Source organism: Citrobacter sp. CK206, assembly GCF_030333125.1.
Classification (GTDB): Bacteria; Pseudomonadota; Gammaproteobacteria; order Enterobacterales; family Enterobacteriaceae; genus Citrobacter_B; species Citrobacter_B koseri.
In genome coordinates this window covers 428,884-454,004 of the sequence record NZ_JAOWGM010000023.1, presented here as the reverse complement: position 1 = coordinate 454,004, position 25,121 = coordinate 428,884, and the positions used below count along the sequence as shown (strand labels likewise).

At 55.7% G+C, this 25,121-nt stretch carries 17 protein-coding genes and 3 tRNA genes; 9 read left to right on the top strand and 11 right to left on the bottom strand.

The features are described 5' to 3' along the window. The first annotated feature begins 21 nt into the window (after window positions 1-21). The 3 genes from fucK to fucR are packed head-to-tail and all read left to right on the top strand — an operon-like array spanning window position 22 to window position 2,645. A complete protein-coding gene (gene fucK, locus OGX81_RS08825) occupies window positions 22-1,440 on the top strand; it encodes an L-fuculokinase (protein WP_104868248.1) in 1,419 nt (472 codons plus the stop codon). A gap of 1 nt (window position 1,441) precedes the next feature. Beyond that, window positions 1,442-1,864, top strand: coding sequence for an L-fucose mutarotase (fucU, locus tag OGX81_RS08820; RefSeq protein WP_012134919.1), 423 nt, complete (start codon window positions 1,442-1,444; stop codon window positions 1,862-1,864). 58 nt (window positions 1,865-1,922) lie between these two features. Further along, complete coding sequence (gene fucR / locus OGX81_RS08815) at window positions 1,923-2,645, top strand: L-fucose operon activator (RefSeq protein ID WP_012134922.1); 723 nt, start codon at window positions 1,923-1,925, stop codon at window positions 2,643-2,645. A gap of 82 nt (window positions 2,646-2,727) precedes the next feature. On the opposite strand, the gene rlmM is transcribed toward fucR, so the two are convergent. From rlmM to OGX81_RS08795, 4 genes are all read right to left on the bottom strand, one after another. Next, complete coding sequence (gene rlmM, locus OGX81_RS08810; RefSeq protein ID WP_104868247.1) at window positions 2,728-3,828, bottom strand: 23S rRNA (cytidine(2498)-2'-O)-methyltransferase RlmM; 1,101 nt, start codon at window positions 3,826-3,828, stop codon at window positions 2,728-2,730. Then, window positions 3,821-4,216 (bottom strand): DUF423 domain-containing protein, encoded by a 396-nt coding sequence (locus tag OGX81_RS08805; RefSeq protein ID WP_012134924.1) that lies wholly within the window; start codon window positions 4,214-4,216, stop codon window positions 3,821-3,823. Before OGX81_RS08805 ends, rlmM begins: the two co-directional genes overlap by 8 nt. A gap of 18 nt (window positions 4,217-4,234) precedes the next feature. Beyond that, window positions 4,235-5,152 carry a glycine cleavage system transcriptional regulator GcvA gene (gene gcvA, locus OGX81_RS08800; protein WP_012134925.1) on the bottom strand — a complete coding sequence of 306 codons (918 nt, stop codon included), beginning with the start codon at window positions 5,150-5,152 and terminating at the stop codon, window positions 4,235-4,237. A gap of 349 nt (window positions 5,153-5,501) precedes the next feature. After that, entirely contained in the window at window positions 5,502-5,729 is a 228-nt protein-coding gene (locus OGX81_RS08795; protein WP_024130904.1) for a YgdI/YgdR family lipoprotein, read from the bottom strand. A gap of 198 nt (window positions 5,730-5,927) precedes the next feature. On the opposite strand from OGX81_RS08795, the gene csdA reads away from it, so the two are divergent. Continuing rightward, the gene (gene csdA, locus OGX81_RS08790; RefSeq protein ID WP_104868246.1) at window positions 5,928-7,133 is read left to right on the top strand and encodes a cysteine desulfurase CsdA; all 1,206 of its coding nucleotides are present in this window, start codon (window positions 5,928-5,930) and stop codon (window positions 7,131-7,133) included. Continuing rightward, window positions 7,133-7,579, top strand: coding sequence for a cysteine desulfurase sulfur acceptor subunit CsdE (gene csdE / locus OGX81_RS08785; protein ID WP_104868245.1), 447 nt, complete (start codon window positions 7,133-7,135; stop codon window positions 7,577-7,579). The genes csdA and csdE overlap by 1 nt, the downstream gene beginning before the upstream one ends. A 77-nt stretch (window positions 7,580-7,656) precedes the next feature. On the opposite strand, the gene tcdA is transcribed toward csdE, so the two are convergent. Beyond that, window positions 7,657-8,463: a tRNA cyclic N6-threonylcarbamoyladenosine(37) synthase TcdA gene (tcdA, locus tag OGX81_RS08780; protein ID WP_012134929.1), complete on the bottom strand. Its 807-nt coding sequence runs from the start codon at window positions 8,461-8,463 to the stop codon at window positions 7,657-7,659. Window positions 8,464-8,602: 139 nt separating this feature from the next. Further along, window positions 8,603-9,700, bottom strand: a complete 1,098-nt coding sequence (gene mltA / locus OGX81_RS08775; RefSeq protein ID WP_012134931.1) for a murein transglycosylase A — start codon at window positions 9,698-9,700, stop codon at window positions 8,603-8,605. A gap of 208 nt (window positions 9,701-9,908) precedes the next feature. Between mltA and OGX81_RS08770 the strand changes: the two genes are divergently transcribed. From OGX81_RS08770 to OGX81_RS08760, 3 genes are all read left to right on the top strand, one after another. After that, window positions 9,909-9,985 (top strand) — tRNA-Met (locus OGX81_RS08770). Window positions 9,986-10,031: 46 nt separating this feature from the next. Next, window positions 10,032-10,108: transfer RNA gene (locus OGX81_RS08765), tRNA-Met, on the top strand. Window positions 10,109-10,259: 151 nt separating this feature from the next. Beyond that, window positions 10,260-10,336 (top strand) — tRNA-Met (locus tag OGX81_RS08760). Between the two features lie 72 nt (window positions 10,337-10,408). Here the strand turns inward: OGX81_RS08760 and amiC are convergent. Further along, a complete protein-coding gene (gene amiC / locus OGX81_RS08755) occupies window positions 10,409-11,662 on the bottom strand; it encodes an N-acetylmuramoyl-L-alanine amidase AmiC (protein WP_024130905.1) in 1,254 nt (417 codons plus the stop codon). A 233-nt stretch (window positions 11,663-11,895) separates the two neighbouring features. Between amiC and argA the strand changes: the two genes are divergently transcribed. After that, window positions 11,896-13,227: an amino-acid N-acetyltransferase gene (gene argA, locus OGX81_RS08750; protein ID WP_024130906.1), complete on the top strand. Its 1,332-nt coding sequence runs from the start codon at window positions 11,896-11,898 to the stop codon at window positions 13,225-13,227. Between the two features lie 93 nt (window positions 13,228-13,320). Here argA and recD read toward each other — a convergent pair whose 3' ends face one another. The 4 genes from recD to recC all read right to left on the bottom strand — a co-directional run bounded on the left by recD (window position 13,321) and on the right by recC (window position 25,120). After that, window positions 13,321-15,147: an exodeoxyribonuclease V subunit alpha gene (gene recD, locus OGX81_RS08745; protein WP_104868244.1), complete on the bottom strand. Its 1,827-nt coding sequence runs from the start codon at window positions 15,145-15,147 to the stop codon at window positions 13,321-13,323. After that, complete coding sequence (gene recB, locus OGX81_RS08740) at window positions 15,147-18,689, bottom strand: exodeoxyribonuclease V subunit beta (RefSeq protein WP_104868243.1); 3,543 nt, start codon at window positions 18,687-18,689, stop codon at window positions 15,147-15,149. The genes recD and recB overlap by 1 nt, the downstream gene beginning before the upstream one ends. Next, complete coding sequence (ptrA, locus tag OGX81_RS08735; protein WP_104868242.1) at window positions 18,682-21,570, bottom strand: pitrilysin; 2,889 nt, start codon at window positions 21,568-21,570, stop codon at window positions 18,682-18,684. The genes recB and ptrA overlap by 8 nt, the downstream gene beginning before the upstream one ends. A 181-nt stretch (window positions 21,571-21,751) precedes the next feature. After that, window positions 21,752-25,120, bottom strand: a complete 3,369-nt coding sequence (recC, locus tag OGX81_RS08730) for an exodeoxyribonuclease V subunit gamma (protein WP_104868241.1) — start codon at window positions 25,118-25,120, stop codon at window positions 21,752-21,754. Window position 25,121: the final 1 nt, after the last annotated feature.

Genomic DNA, 25,121 nt, shown 5'->3' with positions numbered 1-25,121 from the left:
CGGCAACGTTTCGGAGCTACTATGAAACAAGACGTCATTCTGGTTCTCGACTGCGGCGCCACCAACGTACGGGCAATGGCCGTTGACCGTCAGGGAAACATTGTCGCCCGCGCATCAACAGCGAATGCCAGCGACATCGCCACGGAAAATAGCGCCTGGCATCAGTGGTCGCTGGCGGCCATTCTGCAACGCTTCGCGGACTGCTGTCAGCAACTGAAGACGGAACTGGCGGCCTGCCGGGTTCGCGGCATCACCGTCACGACGTTCGGCGTAGACGGCGCGCTGGTTGATGAACAGGGTCAGTTACGCTATCCGGTCATCAGTTGGAAATGCCCTCGCACCCTTGCCGTCATGGAAAACATCGGCCGCTTTATGCCGCCGCAGCAGTTGCAGGCGATCTCCGGCGTCGGCGCATTCGCCTTTAATACGCTGTATAAACTGGTGTGGCTGAAAGAGAACCACCCGCAGTTGCTCGAACAGGCGCACGCCTGGCTGTTTATTTCATCGCTGATCAACCACCGTTTAACCGGTGAATTCACCACGGATATCACCATGGCGGGCACCAGCCAGATGCTGGATATCCACCAGCGGGATTTCAGCCCGGAGATTTTACAGGCCACGGGTTTACCCCGCCGTCTGTTTCCACGGTTAGTTGAGGCGGGCGAACGGATTGGCACGCTGCAAAACGACGCCGCAAACCTGCTTGGGCTTGAGGCGGGTATTCCGGTGATCTCCGCCGGGCATGACACGCAGTTTGCCCTCTTTGGCGCCGGCGCAGAACAGGATGAACCGGTACTCTCATCCGGTACGTGGGAAATCCTGATGGTACGCAGCGCGCAGGTGAACACGCCGCTGCTCAGCCATTACGCCGGTTCCACCTGTGAACTGGACAGCCAGGCCGGACTTTATAACCCAGGCATGCAGTGGCTGGCTTCCGGCGTACTCGAATGGGTGCGCAAACTGCTCTGGACGCCAGAAACGCCGTGGCAGACGCTGATTGACGAGGCGCACGCCATTCCGCCGGGTGCTGAAGGCGTGAAGATGCAGTGCGATCTCCTCACCTGTCAAAACGCGGGCTGGCAGGGGGTGACGCTGAACACAAAGCGTGGTCATTTTTACCGCGCCGCGCTGGAAGGGCTCACGGCGCAACTGCAACGTAATCTGCAAACGCTGGAAAAGATTGGTCACTTCCAGGCAACTGAGCTTCTGCTGGTTGGCGGCGGAAGCCGCAACGCGCTGTGGAATCAAATCAAAGCCAATCTGCTTGATATACCGATTAAGGTGCTGGATGACGCGGAAACCACCGTCGCCGGGGCCGCCATGTTCGGCTGGTATGGCGTAGGCGAATTTGCCAGCCCGGAACAGGCCCGAGCCCAGGTGCGCTATCAGTACCGCTATTTCTGGCCGCAAACTGAACCCGAATTTATTGAGGGAGTGTGAGATGCTAAAAACTATTTCGCCATTGATATCCCCTGAGTTACTGAAAGTGCTGGCTGAAATGGGGCACGGGGATGAGATTATTTTTTCCGATGCCCACTTCCCCGCGCACAGCATGGGACCGCAGGTTATTCGCGCAGATGGTCTGAAAGTCAGCGATCTGCTCCGGGCGATTATCCCGCTGTTTGAACTGGACAGCTACGCGCCGCCGCTGGTGATGATGGCCGCCGTAGAGGGCGATTCGCTCGACCCGACGGTTGAAGCGCGTTATCGCGATGCGCTCTCATTGCAGACGCCGTGCCCGGAGATTGTCCGCATCGACCGCTATGCGTTTTATGAGCGGGCGCAAAAAGCCTTTGCGATCGTTATCACAGGAGAGTGCGCGAAGTACGGGAATATTCTTTTAAAAAAAGGGGTAACGCCGTAATCTCTTGCCGGTGCGCCCGCATGATGCGGGCGTTCATCGAATGATGGGGTGAGAAAAGATGAAAGCGGCACGCCAACAAGCGATAGTAGACCTGCTGATCAACCATAAAAGTCTGACCACCGAGGCGCTGTCGGTACAGCTTAACGTCAGCAAAGAGACCATTCGCCGCGATCTCAGCGAGCTACAGGCGCAGGGAAAAGTGCTGCGCAATCACGGGCGCGCCAAGTATATTCACCGGGAAAACCAGGACAGCGGCGACCCGTTCCACATCCGGCTGAAAAGCCACTATGCGCATAAGGCGGATATCGCCAGGGAAGCGCTGGCATGGATAGAACCGGGCATGGTGATCGCTCTGGACGCCAGCTCAACCTGCTGGTATCTGGCCCGCCAGTTGCCGGACATTGATATTCACGTCTTTACCAACAGTCACCCGATTTGCCAGGAGCTGGGCAAACGCGAGCATATTCAGCTCATCAGTTCCGGCGGCCAGCTTGAGCGTAAATATGGCTGCTACGTCAATCCGTCGCTTATTTCTCAGCTTAAGCCGCTCGACATTGACCTGTTTATTTTTTCCTGCGAGGGGATCGACCGCGGCGGCGCGCTCTGGGACTCAAATACGATCAACGCGGATTTCAAATCCACGCTGCTTAAGCGCGCATCACAGTCTTTATTGTTGATCGACAAGAGTAAGCTCAACCGCTCGGGAGAGGCCTGCATCGGGCATCTGGATGATGTGACGCACATCATTTCCGATGAGCGCCAGGGGGTAATTCACGCCTGATAGCCTTGCCGCTTATCAGGCCAACAAATACCCGGCGCAGGCCGGATAAGGCATTTACGCCGCTATCCGGCAATCCATCGTATTACCGCTCGTCGCGACGCCCGCCCACGGCGGCCCACAGCCGACGGACATGCACGGTCACTTCTTCACGATCGTGATACAGCTGTCGCGCCTGAATTTGCGCGTTAATGCCGTGTTCATCAAGCTGCGCCTGAATGTACGCCAGGTTCTGCGACACCTCTTCATAGCGTTTTTTCATCGGCAGCTTGAGATTGAAGATCGTCTCGCGACACCAGCCGTTTACTAACCACTGCGCCATCAGCGCGGCAACCTTAGCAGGCTTTTCCACCATGTCGCACACCATCCACGAGATGTTATTGCGATTCGGACGGTATCTGAATCCATCTTCGCGCAGCCAGGTCACCTGCCCGGTATCCATCAGGCTCTGCGCCATTGGGCCGTTATCGACAGAGTAAACCCACATGTTGCGCTTCACTAACTGGTAGGTCCAACCGCCAGGGCAGGCGCCTAAATCCACGGCATACATCCCGTTCGCCAGACGTTCATCCCACTCATCCGCCGGAATAAAAACATGCAGCGCTTCTTCCAGCTTCAGCGTCGAACGGCTTGGCGCATCGGCCGGGAATTTCAGCCGTGGAATCCCCATATAGAACGGCGAGTTGTTGTCAGGATACGAATACCCGGTATAACAGCAGCCCGGCGCGATGAAGAAAACATGCACCACCGGACGCTTTGGCGTTTCATAGTTTGTCAGAATCCCCGCGTCGCGCAGCGCGGCCCGCAGCGGCACCGTAAATTTACGGCAAAACTTCATCAACTCTTTGCTTTCATTGGTGTCTGCGACTTCAACACGCAGCTCGCCGCCTTTTTCCACAACGCCCTGTAGCATCCCGACAATCGGCGTAATGCGATCGTCCGGCGGCAGGTCGCGCAGCAGCTCGCCGACGACGAACATCTGACGCGCAAAAATGAGCGAGGAAAAAGGCAACTCTTTTACTATTTTTTCAGCATCGTCCGGCTGATAGCACTCAAAGACGACGTATCCGGCATTGTCTTTAACACGAGCGAAGCCAAAGATTTCCCGACGCGCCGCCTTATCCGTCATTTCAGCAGCACACTCCTTTTCAAAACCAGGGCGACACAACAATACAACCTTATTCATGACCAACGCCCTTACGTTTCAAACGGATGGCGCCAATTAACATCAGCACCCAGCCTGCCAGGAAACTCACGCCGCCGACAGGAGTAACAAACGCCCACAGGCGTAAATGAGACAGCGCCAGGCAATACAGGCTGCCGCTAAACAGCACCGTACCTAACGCCAGAAAAACGCTGCTCCAGTAAAACCAGATGCTAATGCGTCGCTGCATCGCAACCGCCAGGCCAAAAATGGCCAGCGTATGAAACGCCTGATATTGCAGGCCGGTCTGGACCCAGCCCATTTCAACCACACCAAGAGTTTTGCTCAGGACATGCGCCCCAAAGGCACCCAGAGCAACATAGATAAAGCCGCTTATCGCGGCAAAAATCAGCATAAAACGGCTGGTCATGGTAGTACCCTAAATAAATTATTGTTCGTAACGAAAGCGGAATTTTTCTTGTTCAGCGGCCGCTTTGGTCAGAATCCACTGACGAAAGGCGGCTATTTTACCCAGTTCTGCCTGACTGTCATGACAAACCAGATAAAAAGCATTTTTACTGACCAGAACGTCGTTAAAGGGACAGACAAGACGCCCGGCTTCAATTTCTGATTGCGCCATGACGTTGTTCGCCAGCGCAACCCCCTGTCCGTGGATGGCAGCCTGTAGCACCATTGCGCTATGGCTGAAAATAGGTCCCTGCTGCACATTAATATGATTCAGCCCCAACTGACGCGTATAGGTCTGCCAGTCTCTTCGCGAAGCATCATGCAGTAATGTATGTTTTGCCAGATCTTCCGGCGTCTTTAACGGCTTATCGCCCGTCAGTAATAACGGTGAACACACCGGCAGTAAATATTCTGCGTACAATTTTTCGACGCGCAAGCCCGGCCAGTTGCCACGCCCATAAAAAATAGCGACGTCGACATCATCAGCCAGCTTATCTTCCTGACGGTCCACGGCCTGAATTCTGACATCGATTCCCGGATAAGTTGAGTTAAAGCTTGAGAGTCGAGGAACCAGCCACTGGATCGCAAAACTGGGCAATAAACTGACCGTAAGCGCGCCTTTTGCACTCCGCGCCTGAAGTTTACGCGTCGCTTCGGTTAATTGCGAAAAAATCTCTTTGATGTCGAGGAAATAGCTCTGCCCCTCTTCCGTGAGCAAAAGCGAACGATTGCGACGACGGAACAGTTTTAGCCCCAAAAAATCCTCAAGTGACTTGATTTGGTGACTTACTGCGGCCTGTGTCACAAAAAGCTCTTCTGCTGCGCGAGTGAAGCTTAAATGCCGCGCTGCGGCATCAAAAACACGTAATGCATTTAAGGGTGGTAATCGTTTTGACATGGCTTTTAGACTTTGATGTTAAATAAATTTAACAATTAGGTAACTTTGTGTAACCTATTAGTTTTTTTAATCTGAGCCATTATAATTTGTCCGTTGAGGTTCTACCAGCAAATACCTATAGTGGCGACACTTCCTGAGCCGGAACGAAAAGTTTTATCGGAATGCGTGTTCTGATGGGCTTTTGGCTTACGGTTGTGATGTTGTGTTGTTGTGTTTGCAATTGGTCTGCGATTCAGACCATGGTAGCGAAGCTACCCTTTTTCACTTCCTGTACATTTACCCTGTCTGTCCATAGTGATTAATGTAGCACCGCCAATTGCGGTGCTTTTTTTTGTCCATGATCGACCGGTTACTGATCCAGTTCGACCATCTCTTTAACGTCAGTACGATTGATCTGCTGTTTGTTGCCGTTAGCGTCTTTATAAGAAATCATGCCGGTTTCATCATCGGTTTTTGGCTTACCGTCTGACACGATAGTACGGCCATCATTTGTGTGCATCACATAATTCGGACCGGAACAGGCGCTCAGGGCAAAAGTCAGCATACATGCAGAGATCATTGCGGCAGTCTTTTTCATTTTCATCTTCTTCTCCTTAAAGCTGTTTATGCTAAATAAAACGGGTTCCGTAACAGGCAAAAACATTCGCCTAACACTATTTAGCATAACCTGCTTCCCTGACTTCACCAGGATAACCAGACAATTCCGATGGTTAGGACAAACCTTGTATCACAGCCCTTTTTGCGCCACGATCGGTATACTGAATTGAGGAATACCATGAACGCTTTCAATCCTGCGCAGTTTCGCGCGCAATTTCCTGCCCTTACCGATGCGGGCGTTTATCTCGACAGCGCCGCGACGGCGCTTAAGCCTCAGGCCGTGATCGACGCCACGCATCAGTTCTACAGCCTGAGCGCCGGAAACGTCCATCGCAGCCAGTTCGCCGAGGCACAGCGGCTAACCGCGCGCTATGAAGCGGCGCGCGGCAAAGTGGCGCAGTGGCTGAACGCGCCTGATGATGCTTCGATTGTCTGGACACGCGGCACCACGGAAGCCATCAATATGGTGGCGCAATGCTATGCCCGCCCGCGCCTGCAACCCGGCGATGAGATAATCGTCAGTGAAGCGGAGCATCACGCGAATCTCGTTCCCTGGCTGATGGTCGCTCAGCAGACGGGCGCAAAAATCGTCAAACTGCCCCTGAATGCCCTTTTCCTCCCCGACGTGGAGCGTCTGCCTGAACTCATCACGCCACGCAGCCGGATTCTGGCCCTGGGACAGATGTCGAACGTCACGGGCGGCTGCCCGGACCTGGCGCGCGCTATCACGCTGGCGCACGCGGCAGGGATGGTGGTGATGGTTGACGGCGCGCAAGGCGCGGTGCATTTCCCCGCCGATGTACAGCAGCTGGATATTGATTTTTATGCCTTCTCCGCCCACAAGCTGTACGGCCCGACGGGCATCGGCGCGCTGTACGGCAAACCGGCCTTACTGGAAGAGATGTCCCCGTGGCTCGGCGGCGGCAAGATGATCGCTGAAGTCAATTTTGAAGGATTCACAACCCAGGCCGTTCCCTGGCGTCTGGAAGCCGGCACGCCAAACGTGGCTGGAGTTATTGGCCTTAGCGCCGCGCTGGAGTGGCTGGCGGAAGTGGATATGGCGCAGGCCGAAAGCTGGAGTCGCGGTCTGGCGACGCTGGCGGAAGACGCACTGGCGAAGCGTCCGGGTTTCCGCTCTTTCCGTTGCCAGGACTCCAGCCTGCTGGCCTTCGATTTTGCCGGCGTTCATCATAGCGATATGGTGACATTACTGGCCGAATACGGCATCGCCCTGCGCGCCGGGCAGCACTGCGCGCAGCCGCTGCTGGCGGCGCTTGGCGTAACGGGCACCCTGCGCGCCTCTTTTGCGCCGTATAATACAAAGCATGATGTGGATACGTTGGTCAGCGCCGTTGACCGCGCGCTGGAAATACTGGTGGATTAATGACAAGCCCTCTTTTTGCCGGACACCCGTTTGGCACGACCGTAACGGAAGAGACGTTACGCGCTCTCTTTATCCCGCTCTCGCAGTGGGAGGACAAGTATCGCCAGCTTATTCTGTTGGGTAAGCAACTCCCGGCATTGCCGGATGAGCTAAAAACGCAGGCAAAAGAGATCGCAGGATGTGAGAACCGCGTCTGGCTGGGGCATACCCTGTCAGAGAAGGGAACGCTGCACTTTTTCGGTGACAGCGAAGGGCGTATTGTACGCGGTTTGCTGGCGGTTTTACTCACGGCGGTAGAGGGAAAGACCCCGGCGGAACTGCTGGCGCACTCGCCGCTGGGGTTGTTTGATGAGTTAGGCTTAACAACACAACTTAGCGCATCGCGCAGCCAGGGGCTGCATGCGCTGAATAACGCGATTATTGAGGCTGCCCAGCAAGCCGGATGACGACACTGATGCGTCTTATCCGGCCTACAACACCGCACGAACCGTAGGTCGGATAAGCATAGCGCCATCCGACACAATCAAGCCTGACGCGCCGCCTTCGCCATCATCTTCTTCAGCGCATGAGACACAGCAACAAAGCCAAAGGTCGCAGTTACCATCGTGGCTGCGCCGAATCCAGAGGCGCAATCCATTCGTTTCGGCCCTTCCGCCGTCGCTTTCATCGCACATACGGAACCATCAGCCTGCGGATAAACCAGCGCTTCCGTTGAGAACACGCAGTCCACGCCCAGTTTGCCCTTGCTGTTTTTCACCACGCCAAAGTCGCTTTTCAGTCGTTCGCGCAGTTTCGCCGCCAGCGGGTCCTGGATGGTTTTCGCCAGATCCGTTACCTGAATCTGGGTCGGGTCTATCTGCCCACCCGCCCCGCCGGTGGTGACTAACGGAACCTTATTTCGGCGGCACCAGGCAATCAGCGCGGCTTTTGGCCGCACGCTGTCGATGGCATCAATGACATACGAAAACCCTGCGCTCATATACTCCGCGACATTATCCGGCGTGACAAAGTCATCCACCACCGTCACCCGGCACTCCGGGTTGATCTGACGAATACGCTCAGCCATCACCTCGGCTTTCGCCAGACCGACGTTATCGCGCAGCGCATGAATTTGCCGGTTGGTGTTGGTGACGCATACGTCATCCATATCGATGAGCGTGATCGCGCCAATGCCGGTACGCGCCAGCGCCTCTGCCGCCCAGGAGCCGACGCCGCCGATTCCGACCACGCAAATATGCGCACCGGCAAACAGCTGCAACGCTTTTTCACCATACAGACGGGCGGTGCCGCCAAAACGCTGGCGCCAGGCATCACTAATTACAACAGACATACGACCTCAGAATTAAAAAGGGGTAATACGATCGTAGGCCGGATACGTCGCTTGCGACGCCATCCGGCATGATTTGCCTGATGGCGCTACGCTTATCAGGCCTACGATTTAAATCTTCAGCGAAGCCGCCATCAGGCAATCAACCGCTAAATACGTTACCGGTTCCCGGGGCGTTTTTCAGCACCCAGACGCGCCCATAGTGATTATACCAGCCTGCGCGGTGCCCGGCGTCCGGGCCAATCCCCTGATAAATATCAAAGTGCTGGCCTTTAATCGCGCCGCCCACGTCCAGCGCCACCATCAGGCGCAATTCGTACTGGCCGTTAAACTTGCCGTTGTTATCCAGCAGCGGGACTTCCGCCAGCAGGGTTGTTCCTGCCGGGATAATGCTGCGATCGGAAGCCACAGACGCACGGCCGATAAGCGGCACGGCGCTGGCGCCTTTCACCGGGGCAAAAGATTGCGGCTTAAAGAAGACGAATGACGGGTTTTGCTCCAGCAGCTCGCGCACTTCCGCTTCACTGTGGGTTTCTCCCCAATGGCGAATAGCCTGCATCGACATATCTTCTTTCTTCACTTCACCGCGATCGATCAGCACCTTGCCGATACTGCGGTAAGCATGGCCGTTTTTCCCGGCATAGCTGAAGAAATTCAGCGGGCTGCCGTCGCCAAAATCAATATAGCCGCTGCCCTGAACGTCCATGATGAAGTTATCCATCAGCGAGTTGCTGTACGCCAGAATGTAGCTGTCGCTCAGCGCGCCGGAATAGATCTCGGCACGAGACGGTAAGCGGCCGCGTTTTGGCGGCATACGATAAATAGGGTACTGGAACTCCCCCTGACGGGTATGGCGCGCCTGAATAACCGGCGTGTAGTAACCGGTGAACTGGACGTTGCCGTAGTTATCCGCCCCTTCCATCTGCCAGGCATCAATACCAAACTGGCGCATCATTCGCGTATCGCCACCGGAACGTAACCACTCCTGCACGGCGTTATAGACGTTGCTCTGGTTGCCATACAGACGCGGCGACGCGCTGCGGATTTGGTTGACCTGCTCGGCGAAATCGCCTGCGTTGATAGGCGCCCCAATGGCGTCAGGTTGGTTCACCAGTGAGAAAGGCTGGGTAAACTTCCCGTCTTTATACTGCTGGCCGCGATCGGTCGGTTTAGAGGAACAGGCGGCAAGCATTGCAACCACTGCCCCCATAAGAAGGTAATTTGCCCAACGTCCTTTCATGAGTTCTCGTCTTTTAGCTGTAAATCTTGCACTATGAAGATAACAAACCCCCGAACCTAATGAAATGCGAAGCGCTCCCCTGACGCAAATTACGCACAAAAAACGTACCAAAGCGCGTTGTTTTTGCACACAATCATCCCAATTTCGTGATCCGGGTGAAAAAAGGGTTGCATGAAAATGTTAGCAGAGTATAGTGCGCATCCACGGACGCGGGGTGGAGCAGCCTGGTAGCTCGTCGGGCTCATAACCCGAAGGTCGTCAGTTCAAATCTGGCCCCCGCAACCAATACAATGTGAAGAAAAGGTTACTCGATGGAAGAGTAACAGACGGACGCGGGGTGGAGCAGCCTGGTAGCTCGTCGGGCTCATAACCCGAAGGTCGTCGGTTCAAATCCGGCCCCCGCAACCAATTGAAATATGATGTAATATTTTGCAAAGTAGTTCGAATCACAACAAGGCGGCGACGCAGTGAATCCTTAGGAGCTTACTCCAGTAAGTGACTGAGGTGAACGAGGAAAGCCAACGCAGATGTGGTTTGAAATACGAAGCAGAAAGACGGACGCGGGGTGGAGCAGCCTGGTAGCTCGTCGGGCTCATAACCCGAAGGTCGTCGGTTCAAATCCGGCCCCCGCAACCAATATTAAACACCTTAACGGGTGTTTTTTCGTTTCTGCGGCCCGTAAAAAAAGCGCCTTTCAGCGCTTTTTTATTATCCCCTTCTCGCCAGCGTCGCCCCATCGGCAAAGTAGGCTTTAATACCCGCCAGAATCGACTCCGCCACTTCCTGCTGGAACTTCGCCGTTTTGAGCTTACGCTCCTCTTCAATATTACTGATAAAGGCGGTTTCCACGAGAATAGAGGGAATATCCGGCGCTTTCAGCACCGCAAAGCCGGCCTGCTCAACCTGATTTTTGTGCAGATTATTAACCCTTCCCAGCTTGTTGAGCACCGCTTTACCGAACTTCAGGCTATCGGCGATGGTCAACGATTGCACCATGTCGAACATCGTGTGATCGACATAGCGATCGCCGCTTTTACTCACGCCGCCGATCAAATCCGAGGCGTTCTGAGTTTGCGCGAGGTATTTTGCCGCCGTACTGGTCGCGCCCTTCGTCGAGAGCGCAAAAACGGATGAACCGCTGGGCTGTCGGCTGGTAAACGCGTCCGCATGGATAGAGACAAACAGGTCGGCGCGCTGCTTCTGGGCTTTCGCCACGCGCACTTTCAGCGGAATGAAGATATCCTCATTACGCGTCATGTAGACCTTCATATTGCCTTCTCTCTCAATTAACGCGCGCAAGCGGCGGGCAATCTGCAACACCACGTCTTTTTCGCGCGTCTTGTATTTCCCCACGGCGCCGGGATCTTCCCCTCCATGACCGGGATCGAGCATGATCACGATCGGGCGATCGCGCCCCGCCTTGCCCGGCTGCGGCCCGCTCTGCGCAGGCGGCACCTGCTTATCCAGATCGCCTTTGTTGTAATCTTCCAGCAGCGCCAGCAACGGGTCCTGCATATCCTGCGCATTGGCAGGGTAGAGATCCATCACCAGGCGTTCTTTAAAGCCCGCCACTGGCGCAAGGGCAAACAGCTGCGGTTTCACGTTTTGCTTCAGCTCAAACACCATCCGCACCGTCTGTGGATCAAACTGCCCCACTCGCGCTGACTTGATATACGGATCGTCCGCGCGGATCTGCGCGCCAATGCCTTTAAGCACCGAGTTCAGATTCACGCCTTCAATATCCACCACCACGCGCTCAGGGTTACTCAGGGCAAACTGTTTGTATTTCAGCAGACGGTTCGATTCCACCGTGACGCGGGTATAGCTGGACGCAGGCCAGATGCGTACCGCGACGACCTGGCTGACGGCAGCCAAACCGACCTGACTTACGCTCAATAGCCACATGGCGCCCGTCCCTTGTAGTAAACGACGGCGACTGATTGCTGAGTTGGATCCCGACATGCTTCTCCCGAGCAAAACAAACTTAACGGTGCTGATGTACAAAACGTCTAAATTGACCGGAAACTTTAGCGAATGACGCATAATCTGTCATCTATAAAAGGGTAAACTTTCTTTTTGTATTCACGGTATTACTGGGAGAAAACTTCAGCGGGATTAAAATTTGCGCTTGCGCACGACGGAAAAACAGAATAAAAATACATTAATTTCGAATAATCATGCAATGAGGGTGTGCCGTGGTGAAGGAACGTAGAACCGAACTGGTACAGGGATTCCGCCATTCTGTTCCCTATATCAATACCCATCGGGGAAAAACGTTTGTCATTATGCTTGGCGGTGAGGCCATTGAGCATGAAAATTTCTCCAGTATCGTCAATGACATCGGGCTTCTGCACAGTCTGGGCATTCGCCTGGTGGTGGTGTATGGCGCGCGTCCGCAAATCGACGCGAACCTTGCCGCACATCATCATGAGCCGCTGTACCACAAAAATACCCGCGTGACGGACGCCAAAACGCTGGAACTGGTTAAGCAAGCGGCAGGCACGTTGCAGCTGGATATCACCGCCCGTCTGTCGATGAGCCTGAACAACACCCCCTTACAGGGCGCGCACATCAACGTCGTCAGCGGCAATTTTATTATTGCACAGCCGTTGGGCGTGGATGACGGCGTGGATTACTGCCACAGCGGACGCATTCGCCGTATTGATGAAGAGGCGATTCATCGCCAGTTAGACAGCGGCGCAATTGTGCTGATGGGGCCGGTCGCGGTTTCCGTCACAGGCGAAAGTTTTAACCTGACCTCAGAAGAGATCGCCACGCAGCTCGCCATCAAACTGAAGGCGGAGAAGATGATCGGCTTCTGTTCGTCGCAAGGGGTAACTAACGACGAAGGCGACATCGTTTCCGAACTTTTCCCGAACGAAGCGCAGGCACGCGTTGAAGCGCAGGAAGAAAAAGGCGATTACAATTCAGGCACCGTGCGGTTCCTGCGCGGCGCGGTGAAAGCCTGTCGCAGCGGCGTGCGTCGCTGCCATCTGATTAGCTACCAGGAAGACGGCGCGCTATTGCAGGAGCTGTTCTCACGCGACGGGATCGGGACGCAAATCGTGATGGAGAGCGCCGAGCAGATTCGCCGCGCCACCATTAACGATATCGGCGGGATCCTGGAGCTGATTCGCCCGCTGGAACAACAGGGGATTCTGGTGCGCCGCTCCCGTGAACAACTGGAGATGGAGATCGACAAATTCACGATTATCCAGCGAGATAATCTGACCATCGCCTGCGCCGCACTGTACCCTTTCCCCGAAGAAAAAATCGGCGAAATGGCCTGCGTGGCGGTACATCCAGATTATCGCAGTTCATCGCGTGGCGAAGTTTTGCTGGAGCGGATAGCCGTGCAGGCAAGACAGATGGGCCTCAGCAAGCTGTTTGTGCTGACAACGCGCAGTATTCACTGGTTCCAGGAACGTGGGTTTACGCCGGTGGATATCGAACTGCTGCCCGAGAGCAAAAAAGAGATGTACAACTATCAGCGTCGTTCAAAGGTGTTGATGGCAGATTTGGGATAACCCATTTTGCCTGACGGCGACGCTAAAGCGTCTTATCGGGTCTACGGGGATGCTGTAGGCCGGATAAGCGCAGGCGCCATCCGGCAACTTGCCTCACAGCCCGTTATTAAAAAACGCGGACAGTCCGCTACGTCGCTCCGTGCGCGTCGCAATTGCCCCGCTCAAAACCCGTTCATCGGCATAGAGAGACAGGCGACGACGTGCGCGCGTCACGGCGGTATACACCAGCTCACGGGTCACAACCGGCGAGCGCTGGCTGGGTAAAATCAGCGCCGCATGATCGAACTCCGATCCCTGCGATTTATGCACCGTCATCGCCCAGGTTGTTTCATGCTCCGGCAAACGGCTGGGCTGCACCGACTTAATGCTGCTATCCGGCATGGCGAACCACACCCTCAACCCCTGGCCGCGATCGAGCGCAATGCCGATATCGCCATTGAACAACCCCAACGCGCTGTCATTGCGCGCAATCATTACCGGACGCCCTTCATACCAGCGGCTGTGCGGGTGACGCTGAATTTTGCGTTTTTGCAGCATAACCTGTTCGATGCGTTCATTCAGACCGCCAACACCAAACGGCCCTTCACGCAGCGCGCACAACAACTGGTACTCATTGAAAGCCTGAATAATCGCCCCCGGCTCCGCGCCCTCGCGAACAAGCGCCAGATAACGCCCATAACCGGCCAGCGCCTCATCGAGCATGGCGGCGTAATCCTCGCTGCTCTGTAGCGTTCGTTTTTCAATATCGCTGAATCCCTGCTGAAAGACCGTTTTCATCGCCGCTTTATCGCCGCGATTAATGGCTGCCGCCAGTTGACCAATGCCGGAATCATGCCCGAAGCGATAGCTTTTTTGCAGCAAACACAGGCTATCGCGCAAAGAGGCCGCCTCCGTGCCTGCGCCCGCAGGAATGGGGCTTCCCGTCAATCGGCTCAGCTGCTGTGCGCGCCCGGCGGTAAATCCGGCATTTACCCAGGCGCAGATATCGCCCAGCACCGCCCCCGCCTCAACGGAAGCCAGCTGATCGCGATCGCCGAGAAAAATCACGCGTCCGTGCGGCGGCAGCGCCTCAATTAGCCGCGACATCATCGGCAAATCGATCATTGATGCCTCATCCACCACCAGCACGTCCAGATGCAGCGGATTTCCCGCGTGATGGCGCAGCCTCTGGCTACCGGGCTGTGCGCCCAACAGCCGGTGCAACGTACTGGCGTCATCCGGGATGCGTTTTTTTTGCTCATCCGTGAGCGGAAGCTGGCGCAATGCCGCGCCAAGCGACTCGGTAAGACGCGCCGCCGCTTTCCCCGTCGGCGCCGCCAGTCGTATACGGCATCGCTCGCCGTCCGCCATCTGAATCAACGCGGCCAGCAGCTTCGCCACGGTAGTGGTTTTACCGGTGCCAGGCCCGCCGGAAATGACGGAAATACGGCGCGTCAACGCCACGGCCGCCGCCACCTTTTGCCAGTTGACGTCATCCGTCGGCGGGAAAAGCGCATCCAGCGTGCGGGCCAGTTGCTGTTCATCTACCGCGATCGCCTGGTTAACCTCGCTAAAAAAGCGGGCTACCGTGCGCTCGTTACTCCACATCCGGTTCAGGTAAAGGCGATCTTCATGCAGAATCAACGGCGTTGGCCGCTCTCCCCGACTGACCGCCCCGGAAGCCAGCAGACACGATGCCCAGTCTTCAGGCGCATCCCTCTCGCTAAACCAGGAGACCAGTAGCGGATGCGACTCTTCCGTTATCGCCAGGCGCGAAAGCGGCATACAGACATGCCCTTCCCCGGCATCGCGGCTGAGCAATGCAACGGCCAGCGTTACGCACGGATCGTCCTGCCCGGCAACCGCCAGCGCAAACTGAGCGTCTAATGGCCGCAACAGCTTTTGTTCTACGGCCTCCAGTAATCGCTTCTGAATTGTCATTACGCCTCCTCCGCTACAACGCCTGCAAACATCTCATCCATTAACGCAATCAGTTCGCCGTCCGGCCGGGTCGAGAAAATGCCCTGCCGTGGATATTCACGGTCAACGCCGCGCAGGAAAAGGTAGATCACGCCGCCGAAATGACGTTCATAGTCATAATCGGCGATGCGATGGCGCAGATAGCGGTGCAACGCCAGCGTATACAACTGATATTGCAGGTCATAGCGATGCGCCTGCATCGCTGAGGCCATCGCCTCCTGAGTGTAGGCCGTGCTGTCTTCGCCCAGCCAGTTTGATTTGTAATCGAGCAGGTAATACCGCCCTTCATGGCGAAACACCAGGTCGATAAACCCTTTCAGCATGCCGCGAACCTGCATGAAGTCGAGCGGCGGGCAGCCCGCCGAGAGCGGATCAAACCGGCGAATCAGCGCATCCAGTTGACTGGCGATAAGCGGCTGTGCGATCGGCAGATAAAACGCCATCTCCACCTGTTTTTCACGGGCAGAAAGATGACGCAGACTCACGCCGCGTTCGGTCAGGGGAGCCTGCAAAACAGCGTCCAGCCACTGCGTTAAAACCGGCTCCCAGTGCGCGTCATAACCGCCAAGCTCCAGTTTTTCCCGCACCCAGGCCGGGTCAACGGGCTGCGTAAAGTCGAGGTCTTCAAACAGGCTATGCAGGAATGTACCCGGCGATGCCCCTCGCGGGAACTGGTGCGGCGTCAGCTCCGGCTCTTCCACCACGTCCCCTACCCCGGCGGCATCCACATCCAGACGCGGAATTAAATCCTGGGCGACGCTATGGCCTTGCTGCTGTAAGCCGGAATAACTGGTTACTCGCCAGTTATCGGCAGACGTTCGGCGTAACGCTCTGGCGCTTAGCGCCGCACGCGACGCTTCCGTTACCTGCCAGCGTTCGCTGTCCGGTTCGGCTGGCGTCCGACAGGTGATATCCTCCCCGCAAAGCGCGTCAATGCAGGCGCGAAGCCCGGCGGCATCTTTCGGCTCACCTTTTTGCAGCAGGCGCCCGAGCGCGCTCTGGTGTACATCGGTATCGCCTTTCTTATCTCCGCGACGACGCACCAACGGCGCAACGCCGAGACTGCAATGCCACACCGAACGGGTCAGCGCCACATAAAGCAAACGCAGGTCTTCCGCCAGACGCTCTGCTTCCGCCAGTTCAACGCTCTCCTCGGCGTGGCTGAGATCCAGCACCGCGTCAAACGAATTGCGATCGTGATAAAACGCCTGATCCTGCACGCGGAAATGGGTAATAAAAGGCAGCCAGACGAGCGGGTATTCCAGCCCTTTTGATTTATGGATGGTGACGATTTGCACCAGATGTTTATCGCTTTCCAGCCGCAGTTGCTGGCTGGCGGCATTGCTGTCCGGCTCAAGAATATGCTGCGACAGCCAGCGCACCAGCGCATGCTCGCTTTCCAGCTGCGAACCGGCTTCCTGCAACAATTCGCTAATGTGCAGAATATCGGTCAGGCGGCGCTCGCCTCCCGCCGTCGCCAGCAGGTTTTCGGCAATATTCCGCGCTGACATCAGCGCGCGCAGCATGGGCATGACGCCGCGCTTATGCCAGATTTGACGATAGCCGTCGAACTCTTCGACCACCGCATCCCAGGCATTTTCGTCGTTATTCAGCGTTTCGATGTCCTGCGCGGTCAACCCCATCATCGAGGCCGCCATCGCGCTACGCAGCGTATTTTCACGCTCTGGCGTCATGACGGCCTGTAAGATCCACAGCATTTCCTGCGCTTCCAGCGTCTCAAATACGCTGTCGCGGTTGGAGAGATAAACGGACGGAATCGCCAGCAGCGTCAGCGCATCACGAATTTGCGCCGCTTCCTGGCGGCTTCGCACCAGCACGCTGATATCCGAGGCTCGAACCGGTCGTGAGGTTTTCTCGCTAACAAGCAGCGCATCGCCAGTTTGCCCGGCTTTCAGCCAGTCACGAATTTGCGTCGCGCACACCTGCGCCATGTAACTCTGATAGTCGCCAATGCCGCAGCTTTCCCCTTCCATCAACCACATGTTCATGGCGGGCTGCGTCTCGCCGTTCAGCACAAAGCGCAGCGACTGGTTTTTCTGGGCCGATTTAACCGGCGCAAATGGAATTTCGCGGAACATAAAGGCGTCGTTCATCTGACTGAATAACGTATTCACGCTGTTGACCATACCCGGTGCGGAACGCCAGTTGGTATCCAGCGTATAATGGGCGCTGACCTCGCTGCGGGCTTTCATGTAGGTGAAGATATCCGCGCCGCGAAACGCATAAATCGCCTGTTTCGGATCGCCAATCAGCAACAGCGCGGTGTCCGGCTGATGCCGCCAGATGCGGCGGAAAATGCGGTACTGCTGCGGGTCGGTATCCTGAAATTCATCAATCATCGCCACCGGGAAACGGCCACGAATTGCGCTTGCCAGCGCATCGCCGCTATTACTACGCAGCGCAACATCCAGACGACTCAGCATGTCGTCGAAACCTAATTCACCCCGGCGTTGTTTTTCCTGCGCAACCGTCTCGCGGATTTCTGCCAGCGCACGGGTAATCAGCAGATCTTTTATCGTCAACGGTTCAGCCAGCAGTTCCTCAATGGCGACAAACAGCGGATGCTGCGGGGTTATGCCGCCCGCTTTGGTTCTCTCTTCCAGGAATCGCCGGGAGAATTTCTCCAGCGCGTCGGGTAATTGATAGGTTTGCGTTTCCGCCTGCGCCCACGCCGTGATCTTCTCGATCCATTTCGTCTGGTTGCCGCGATTGAATTTTCTGCGATCGATTCCCGACGACTCTATCACCCCATCCAGTTCATCAACGGACGCGCACCATTGCTGCTTCAGGGCGTTAATACGCGACAAAATATGTTCGTGGCGAGACGCCAGCGTCTCGTCTGACGGCGGCGGGGCTTTGATGACCGGCGCTTCACCCTGCAAATAACGATCGATATCTTTCAGTAGCGCCCGGGGGCCTTTCCACGCTTCAAAGACAACCTGGGCAATTTCGCGCGGCAGCGGATAACAGTGACGCCGCCAGAAGTCGGCGCAGGCCTGATAGCGCAGAAGGGATTCATCTTCGATTAATTGTTGCTCGAACAACATGCCGGACTCAAACGCATTCAGGCTGAGCATGCGCTGGCAAAAACCGTGGATGGTGAATACCGCCGCCTCATCCATCTGTCTTTCCGCCAACAGTAACCACTGCGCCGCCTGCTTTTTATCCTCGATCTCTTCCAGCAGGCGAGCATATAACGGGTTATCGGTAGTTTCACGCAGACAGGCGATGCGCAGTTCATGGATGTTGCTGCGGATGCGGCCGCGTAACTCTTCGGTGGCCGCCTCGGTAAACGTCACGACCAACAGTTCTTCCACGGTCAGCGGTCGGGGAAAGGCGGCAGAGCCGCCCAATCCGAGCAGCAGGCGCAGATACAACGCGGCGATAGTAAACGTTTTGCCAGTGCCCGCAGAGGCTTCAATCAGACGCTCGCCCGTAAGGGGCAAGCGTAAAGGATCAAGGGACTCAGCGGCATCATTCATTCTTTTCACTCATCAGGGGTAAGGTTTGCTGCAACGCGCTGACGTTCTCCCACACTTTCCAGCCTTCCGGGCGCACGTACTCTGCTTTCCCGTTCTGACTGCCGGAAACCTGTGACAGTATCGCCATGCCTTGCGGCTCAACCACCGCCTGATGGAAGAAATCGGCAAGTTTTTGCGGCGTCAGCAGTTTAATCTGAGCCACGATTTTATCACGTGAATCAAAGCGCATATTGCCGCGATCGAAATCTTTGCTTAATTTCGACGCTTCTTCGCCCAGCGTTTGCGGCGCTTGCAACATCTGCGCGATGATCGCCTGCTGAATTTGCGCAAACTCTTCCGGCGTCATCGCCCGTAGCTTCGCTTCCGCCGTTGGGAAGAATGCTTTGTAACGCTCCCAGAGATAAGACGGTTGCTTGTCGCTGCTTTGCAGCAGGAAACCCATCCCCCACTGACGCCCGACGCTCATCGGGAAAGCGAACACCGCATAGCCTAACTGTTCTTCAGTACGCAACTGATTATAGAACCACGGCTGAACGATTTGCCCTAACATCGCGCTGTAGGCTGAACTGGCATATTCATCGTAACCGGTTGGAACGAATACCGCCGCCAGCGCGGAGTCAGTGCTGCTCCCCGCCTTCTCAAAGATGACCAACTGCTTTTTATCCACCAGTACGTCTTTATTGCGACACCACTCTGAACCGTTGGCGCCAAGCTGCTGTTGGATATCCCGCGCCATAGTTTTCACCTGCGCTTCGCGCATATTGCCAATCACCAGGAACTCCGGTCGCGCGCCTGCTTTTAACGTATCGCGGTAAGCCATGACCTCTTTCAGCGTGATCGAAGGCAACAGCTTACGGCGTTCGTCACGCTGGAAGTAAGGCACCTGAGAAAGCATCTGTGCCGGCATAATCGCCTGATCGTAGGCCTTCCCTTTTTCTGCGGAATCCATCATCTGCGCATACCAGGATTTCGCCTGTTCCAGCTGTTCTTCCGTCGCGGTGTAGCTGAAATACCCTTCCAGCAATGCCTGGAAAAGCTGCGGCAAGCGCTGCGTGTAACCGTTCGCGTTAAGCATCAGACCATTGTTGGCGTTGGTGGAAAAGCCAATCCCGCCGACCGATGCCTGGTTGCTTAACTGGTCGAGCGCGATCCCCGCGAGATAATCGTTTAACGCAAACATCACCTGGTTTCTGGCGCTGTCCATTGCTTTCGGGTTACGCAGAATAACGCTGACATCCGCCTTAGGCTCGCTGGCAAAATAACGGCTCGGCGCATAAACCACGCGCAAATCCGGTTCATCGACAATCAGCTCCGGGTGGGGATATTCCTTCTCCGGTTTGATCAGCGTGAAATCGTCTGGAATATAGGGGTTAAGCTCCGGTAATGACAGCGCAATGCCCTGCGCTTTTTGCTGCCAGTCGGCGAGCGTTTTGTCGTCGATTTTATTCACCTGATAAGGCGCGTCGACAAAATAGGCCGTTTTGTTGTATGGTTCCTTCGGGCTGATGTACCAGATACGCGCATTCTGCGGCGTCATCATCGCCAGGCGTGATTTCACCGCCGCCGCATCATATTGATCGGCGATATTCACCGCATCCAGCGTATGTTCAACCGGAACGCGAATCATCGTATCCGCCAGCCATTCGACGTAATCCATATCACGGGTGATAGAGGGGTAACGGAAGTCGAGATCCAGCACATGCGCCAGCTCATCGAAGTAGCGTTTATCCACGCCTTTTTCACGTAACAGGTTGAGATAGCTGAAGATGGCGGCGACAACGTCGTCCCGGTTCGCCAGCCCTTTGTCCGTCAGGGTAGCGGAAATGGCCAGTACGCCGCTGTTACCGTTAACCACCGGGTCAGAGTCCGCACGAATGCCTTCCACTAATCCTTGTTTTTGCAGCCAGTCAGAGAGCGTTCCCGGGCTCCGGTTGCCAATCAGGTAGGTCACCAGTTCGTCGGTTTTGCTGCGAAACTGCGCGCTGTTGTTATCAATACGAAACTCCACGCGCAGCACTTTACGCGGCAGAGCAGGCACATAATGAATGATGATGCCCTTTTGCGCGTCCGTTACTACCGGCACGGTAATTTCCGGCTTTTTGATATTTTTATTCGGCACCCGGCCATAGGTTTCAGCCGCAATACGCGCCAGTTCCGGCAGCGGTTTGTTACTGTAAATCACCGCCTTCATCAGGTTCGCTGAATAATATTTTTCGTGAAACGCCTGCAACGCCTGCTGAACCGGATTGCCAGGTTTGTCGCTTAAGGTTTCCAGATTGCCGCCAGAGAAGCGCGAACCCGGGTGCGCTGGGTTGATGGTTTCTGCGCTGACCTGCGCCATACGCATACCGTCTCGCGTACGCGCCATCGTCAGTTCGGCATTGACCGCATTGCGCTCACGCTCAGCATATTTTTTATCCAGCAACGGGGCGGCAATGGCATCGGCAAGGCGATCGACCGCACCTGACAGGGCGTCGTTTTCCACCTCCAGATAGAAGGCGGTACGATACGGCGCGGTGCTGGCATTATGGCTGCCGCCGTGCATTTTAAGGTATTCGGCAAGGCTGTCAGGCTGGGGATATTTTTTAGACCCCATCAGGCTCATATGTTCGAGATAGTGCGCCAGCCCCTGATGTTCATCGGGGTCCTCCAGCGATCCAACAGGCACCACCAGCGCGGAAAGCGATTTCACCGCTTGCGGATCGGATACCAGCAAAACCACCATGTCATTGTCCAGACGAATCGCCTGATACTGACGCGTATCTTTCTCGCTTTTACGGATGGTTTCCGCCAAAGGCTGCCAACCGGTATCTGCCTGACTTAAGGGTGCCCAAAGGGCGACAAACAACAATAACGCTTTGAACCAGGTGCTGCGGGGCATTCACGAACCTCATCATTAACTTTCTTTCCCGCTCAGGTGAAGCGCGAGCGCGACGCTGGCGCTTATTGAGCAGGACAAAACTGTGTGCTAAACGAGTCAGCATCTCTTATTGTAAAATCAGTCCGTGACAGAAAACGCATCATAAATGAAGCCATTTAATTGCGCAATTTTTATACATCCCTCACGCCTGATTAAAACGAAATAGCGGTAACAGATAACGTTGAGACTGAGAAATAATGCTCTCTATCGTCTTCGGCTCCAGCTGACGCCACAACCGTTGATACCAGATATCATCCCCTTCTCCGCGTATCACCATGTTACCTTCATAAGCCTGTAAGAACTTCGTCCGGGCTTTTTGCAGCGTGTCAGCATCATCTAACATGGCATCATTCGCCGCGTCATAACAAGCTTTTATCCATGCGCCGCCGCTTTCAGGAAGAACCAGCAGTGGGGACGACATCCCTTCCCGATAACCGTCAATCAGCTGTGCGAGGTAAGTTAACGCCTGTTCAGCCTCTAACGGCGGGAAGCGCCACTCTCCCTCTTTACGCAGGAACAAACGACTTTCGCCTTTTCCGCCACAGGCACAATAGACAAGGTGTTCCAGCCAAAGTTGCATTCCCTGCGCAACGCTTATTAAAGATGGGCGCCAGCGCAACAAACCGTCCTCCTGCACCTGCGGCAACCACCCCGTGACCTGCACGCCATTGCAGAGCAGATCAACTTCCATACTTTTCCCCGGCTGACGACACGCGATAATCCTGTCCGCCAGCGACTGCATCTCCTGACGCTGCGTATCCCAGAGGATCTCGCCAAAAGCGCCATACGGGAGATCGCCCGCCGCCCGGAAGCGACGGAATAAAAGCCCGGCATCCTCTTCTTCGACCAGCGTATTAAGCAACTGCTGATTAAGCTGATAGCGGGTTAGCCCTTCCAGAATGAACGGCTCCGTATCGGGAATTTCACTCTCTTCCGCGCGGAAATTCACCTGTAACCGCATCTGGAAAAACGCCCGCACCGGATGTGCCCAGAAGCGCTGAAGTTTTTCCAGCGTCAACGTCTCAGGGAGTTCATAGGGCAACGGCTGTACAAAATCAGAGTGGGCCTCGCCTGACTGACTTGCAGCAGGCAGCCATTCGCGCGCGTAGCTTTGCTGTTCACCGGGAAGATAGTTTTGCGCATCAAACGGCATCCGCGTGTGCAGGCGAGCGATATGCGCTTTCACGCGGGCCTCGCTCTCATCGCTGGTCAGTTCTTCATCTCCAGGCAAATAGTGACTTTGCCCGATATAATCCATCAGTTCCTGCACCAGGACTGACGGGAAACGTTCGCTGTTATCCTGAATAGAGCGCCCGATGTAGCTAATATAGAGCGTCTGCTGCGCAGAGATTAAGGCCTCAAGGAACAGGTAGCGGTCATCATCGCGACGGCTACGATCCCCACGCATCGGTTTCTGACTCATCAGGTCAAAACCGAGCGGCGCCAGCTGACGCGGATAGACGCCGTCATTCATACCAAGAAGACACACAACCTTAAAGGGGATAGAACGCATAGGCATGAGCGTACAGATGTTTACCGGCCCCGCCAGAAAACGCTGGCTGATGCGTTCCTGATCCAGCCTTTGCGCCAGCTCGTCCCGTAACAGAGACAGCGGCACCGCATCGCCATACTCCGCCTCAAGCCCTTCGGTGATAATCGCCTGCCATTGCTGCTCGATAAGGGTCATCGCGGCTTCCGTTTCCGCATCGGGCAGGAAAAAGTCATTGAGCATGTCGCGGCAAACCGGGAGCCACTCTTCCAGCGGACGCGCCTGCGCCAGCCCGCGACGCCAGAGGTTCAACTGCATAAGCAGGGACGCCAGATGCCCGACCAGCTCCGCAATCAACCCGCTGGACTCGTCATAAGGCAGCACGGACTGCCATTCGCCCTGCGCGCTTTCCATCGCGTAACCCAGCAGCATACGCGTCAGGCCAAATTGCCAGGTATGCTGCCCCGTTGCAGGAAGCGCCAGCTCGCGCACGTTGTCATCATCAATCCCCCAGCGGATACCCGACTCATTGACCCATAAGCGAAGATAGCGCAGCCCTTCTTCGTTGATGTTAAATCGAGCCGCCAGAACCGGCACGTCCAGCAGCGCCAGCACATCTTCAGAGACAAAACGGCTGTCCGGCAACGACAGCAGGCTGATAAACGCCTGCAAAACAGGATGCGACTGACGCGCCCGGCGATCGGAGATGGCATAAGGCAGATAGCGTTCGGCAGGCGCACTGCCAAATACGGCCTGAATAAAGGGGCTATAGCTGTCGATATCCGCCACCATGACGATAATATCGCGCGGCATCAGCGTCGGGTCGGCCTCCAGCATCGCCAGCAGACGATCGTGCAGGATCTCCACTTCACGCTGCGGGCTATGGCATATGTGAAAGGTCACGCTGGCGTCATTCGGGTCAAGCAGACGCTTGTTGTCGCTTCGGGCGTACTCTTCGAGGTTCACCCCAGCCACGGCGCGACTTTCCAGCTCAAGGATGTCCGCCTGAATGTTATGAAGCAGATTGTCCGGGGGAATATCGACAAACGCATCCAGTTCCTGTGTGTTTTCCAGTTCGGAAAGCAAGTAGATGTAGTCCCGCCCCAGTTTCCCCCAGGACGCCAGCATCGGGTTCCCGACATCCTGCTCGCCGTCGCTATTAAATAACTCCCCGGCGCGTTGGTTATCGCGAAACAGCGGTAAGTCGCGCTCCTCAAAGCTGTGACGACGCTGACGAGCCACCAGTTTTGCCAGCCAGGCAGGGTCTCTGATATCCCCCCAGTAATAACGACAGGGGTTAGTGAACAGCAGATGGATTTCGATGTGCTTTCCCAGCGCCTGCAAGGCCCGGAGATACACCGGCGGCAGCGCGGAAATACCACAAATAAAGACGCGCGAAGGCAGCCCCGTCGGGCTGGTTGTCGCATTTTCCAGCGTCTGGATAAAACGCTGATACACATTCGCACGGTGCCAGCGCGGCTGCCCCAGTTCAGCCGTGTATTCCACCAACGCCTTCCACAGCGGCGCCTGCCAGATCTGAGCCTCCCCTAACCCGTCAACCATCTGCCCCGCCTCCCACTGGGTAAGCCAGTCGGGGCGATAGACCAGATACTGATCGAAAAGATCGGCGGCACGCGAGGAAAGCTGGAATAGCTTGCGCTTATCAGCGTCGTCCGTCAGATAATGGCGCAGTAGCGTAAAATCCTCACGCTCCAGCAGTTGCGGCAGCAGCGTCATCAGCTTCCAGCTCATGTTTTGCTTGCTGAACGCGCTCTCTTTCGGGATATCAGGCAGCACGCGTACAAACATATCCCAGATAAAACTCGCGGGTAGCGGAAAATCGATATTCGCGGCGATACCAAATTTCTGCGAAAGGGTCATTTGCAGCCACTGCGCCATACCGGTACTTTGAACCAACACAATTTCGGGTTCAAAGGGATCGTCAAGCCGATCGCGCTCAACGATGAATTCCATTAACGCTTCCAGCACGTCCAGACGGTTGGAGTGGTAGACCCTTAACATA

Bases quoted from the DNA above. Each gene is read 5' to 3' on its own strand.
- csdE (WP_104868245.1), top strand. From the start codon at position 7,133: ATGACAAGCCCTCTTTTTGCCGGACACCCGTTTGGCACGACCGTAACG.
- OGX81_RS08795 (WP_024130904.1), bottom strand. From the start codon at position 5,729: ATGAAAAAGACTGCCGCAATGATCTCTGCATGTATGCTGACTTTTGCC.
- ptrA (WP_104868242.1), bottom strand. From the start codon at position 21,570: ATGCCCCGCAGCACCTGGTTCAAAGCGTTATTGTTGTTTGTCGCCCTT.
- recC (WP_104868241.1), bottom strand. From the start codon at position 25,120: ATGTTAAGGGTCTACCACTCCAACCGTCTGGACGTGCTGGAAGCGTTA.
- fucU (WP_012134919.1), top strand. From the start codon at position 1,442: ATGCTAAAAACTATTTCGCCATTGATATCCCCTGAGTTACTGAAAGTG.
- OGX81_RS08805 (WP_012134924.1), bottom strand. From the start codon at position 4,216: ATGACCAGCCGTTTTATGCTGATTTTTGCCGCGATAAGCGGCTTTATC.
- amiC (WP_024130905.1), bottom strand. From the start codon at position 11,662: ATGTCGGGATCCAACTCAGCAATCAGTCGCCGTCGTTTACTACAAGGG.
- rlmM (WP_104868247.1), bottom strand. From the start codon at position 3,828: ATGAATAAGGTTGTATTGTTGTGTCGCCCTGGTTTTGAAAAGGAGTGT.
- mltA (WP_012134931.1), bottom strand. From the start codon at position 9,700: ATGAAAGGACGTTGGGCAAATTACCTTCTTATGGGGGCAGTGGTTGCA.
- fucR (WP_012134922.1), top strand. From the start codon at position 1,923: ATGAAAGCGGCACGCCAACAAGCGATAGTAGACCTGCTGATCAACCAT.
- csdA (WP_104868246.1), top strand. From the start codon at position 5,928: ATGAACGCTTTCAATCCTGCGCAGTTTCGCGCGCAATTTCCTGCCCTT.
- recB (WP_104868243.1), bottom strand. From the start codon at position 18,689: ATGAATGATGCCGCTGAGTCCCTTGATCCTTTACGCTTGCCCCTTACG.
- tcdA (WP_012134929.1), bottom strand. From the start codon at position 8,463: ATGTCTGTTGTAATTAGTGATGCCTGGCGCCAGCGTTTTGGCGGCACC.
- gcvA (WP_012134925.1), bottom strand. From the start codon at position 5,152: ATGTCAAAACGATTACCACCCTTAAATGCATTACGTGTTTTTGATGCC.
- recD (WP_104868244.1), bottom strand. From the start codon at position 15,147: ATGACAATTCAGAAGCGATTACTGGAGGCCGTAGAACAAAAGCTGTTG.
- fucK (WP_104868248.1), top strand. From the start codon at position 22: ATGAAACAAGACGTCATTCTGGTTCTCGACTGCGGCGCCACCAACGTA.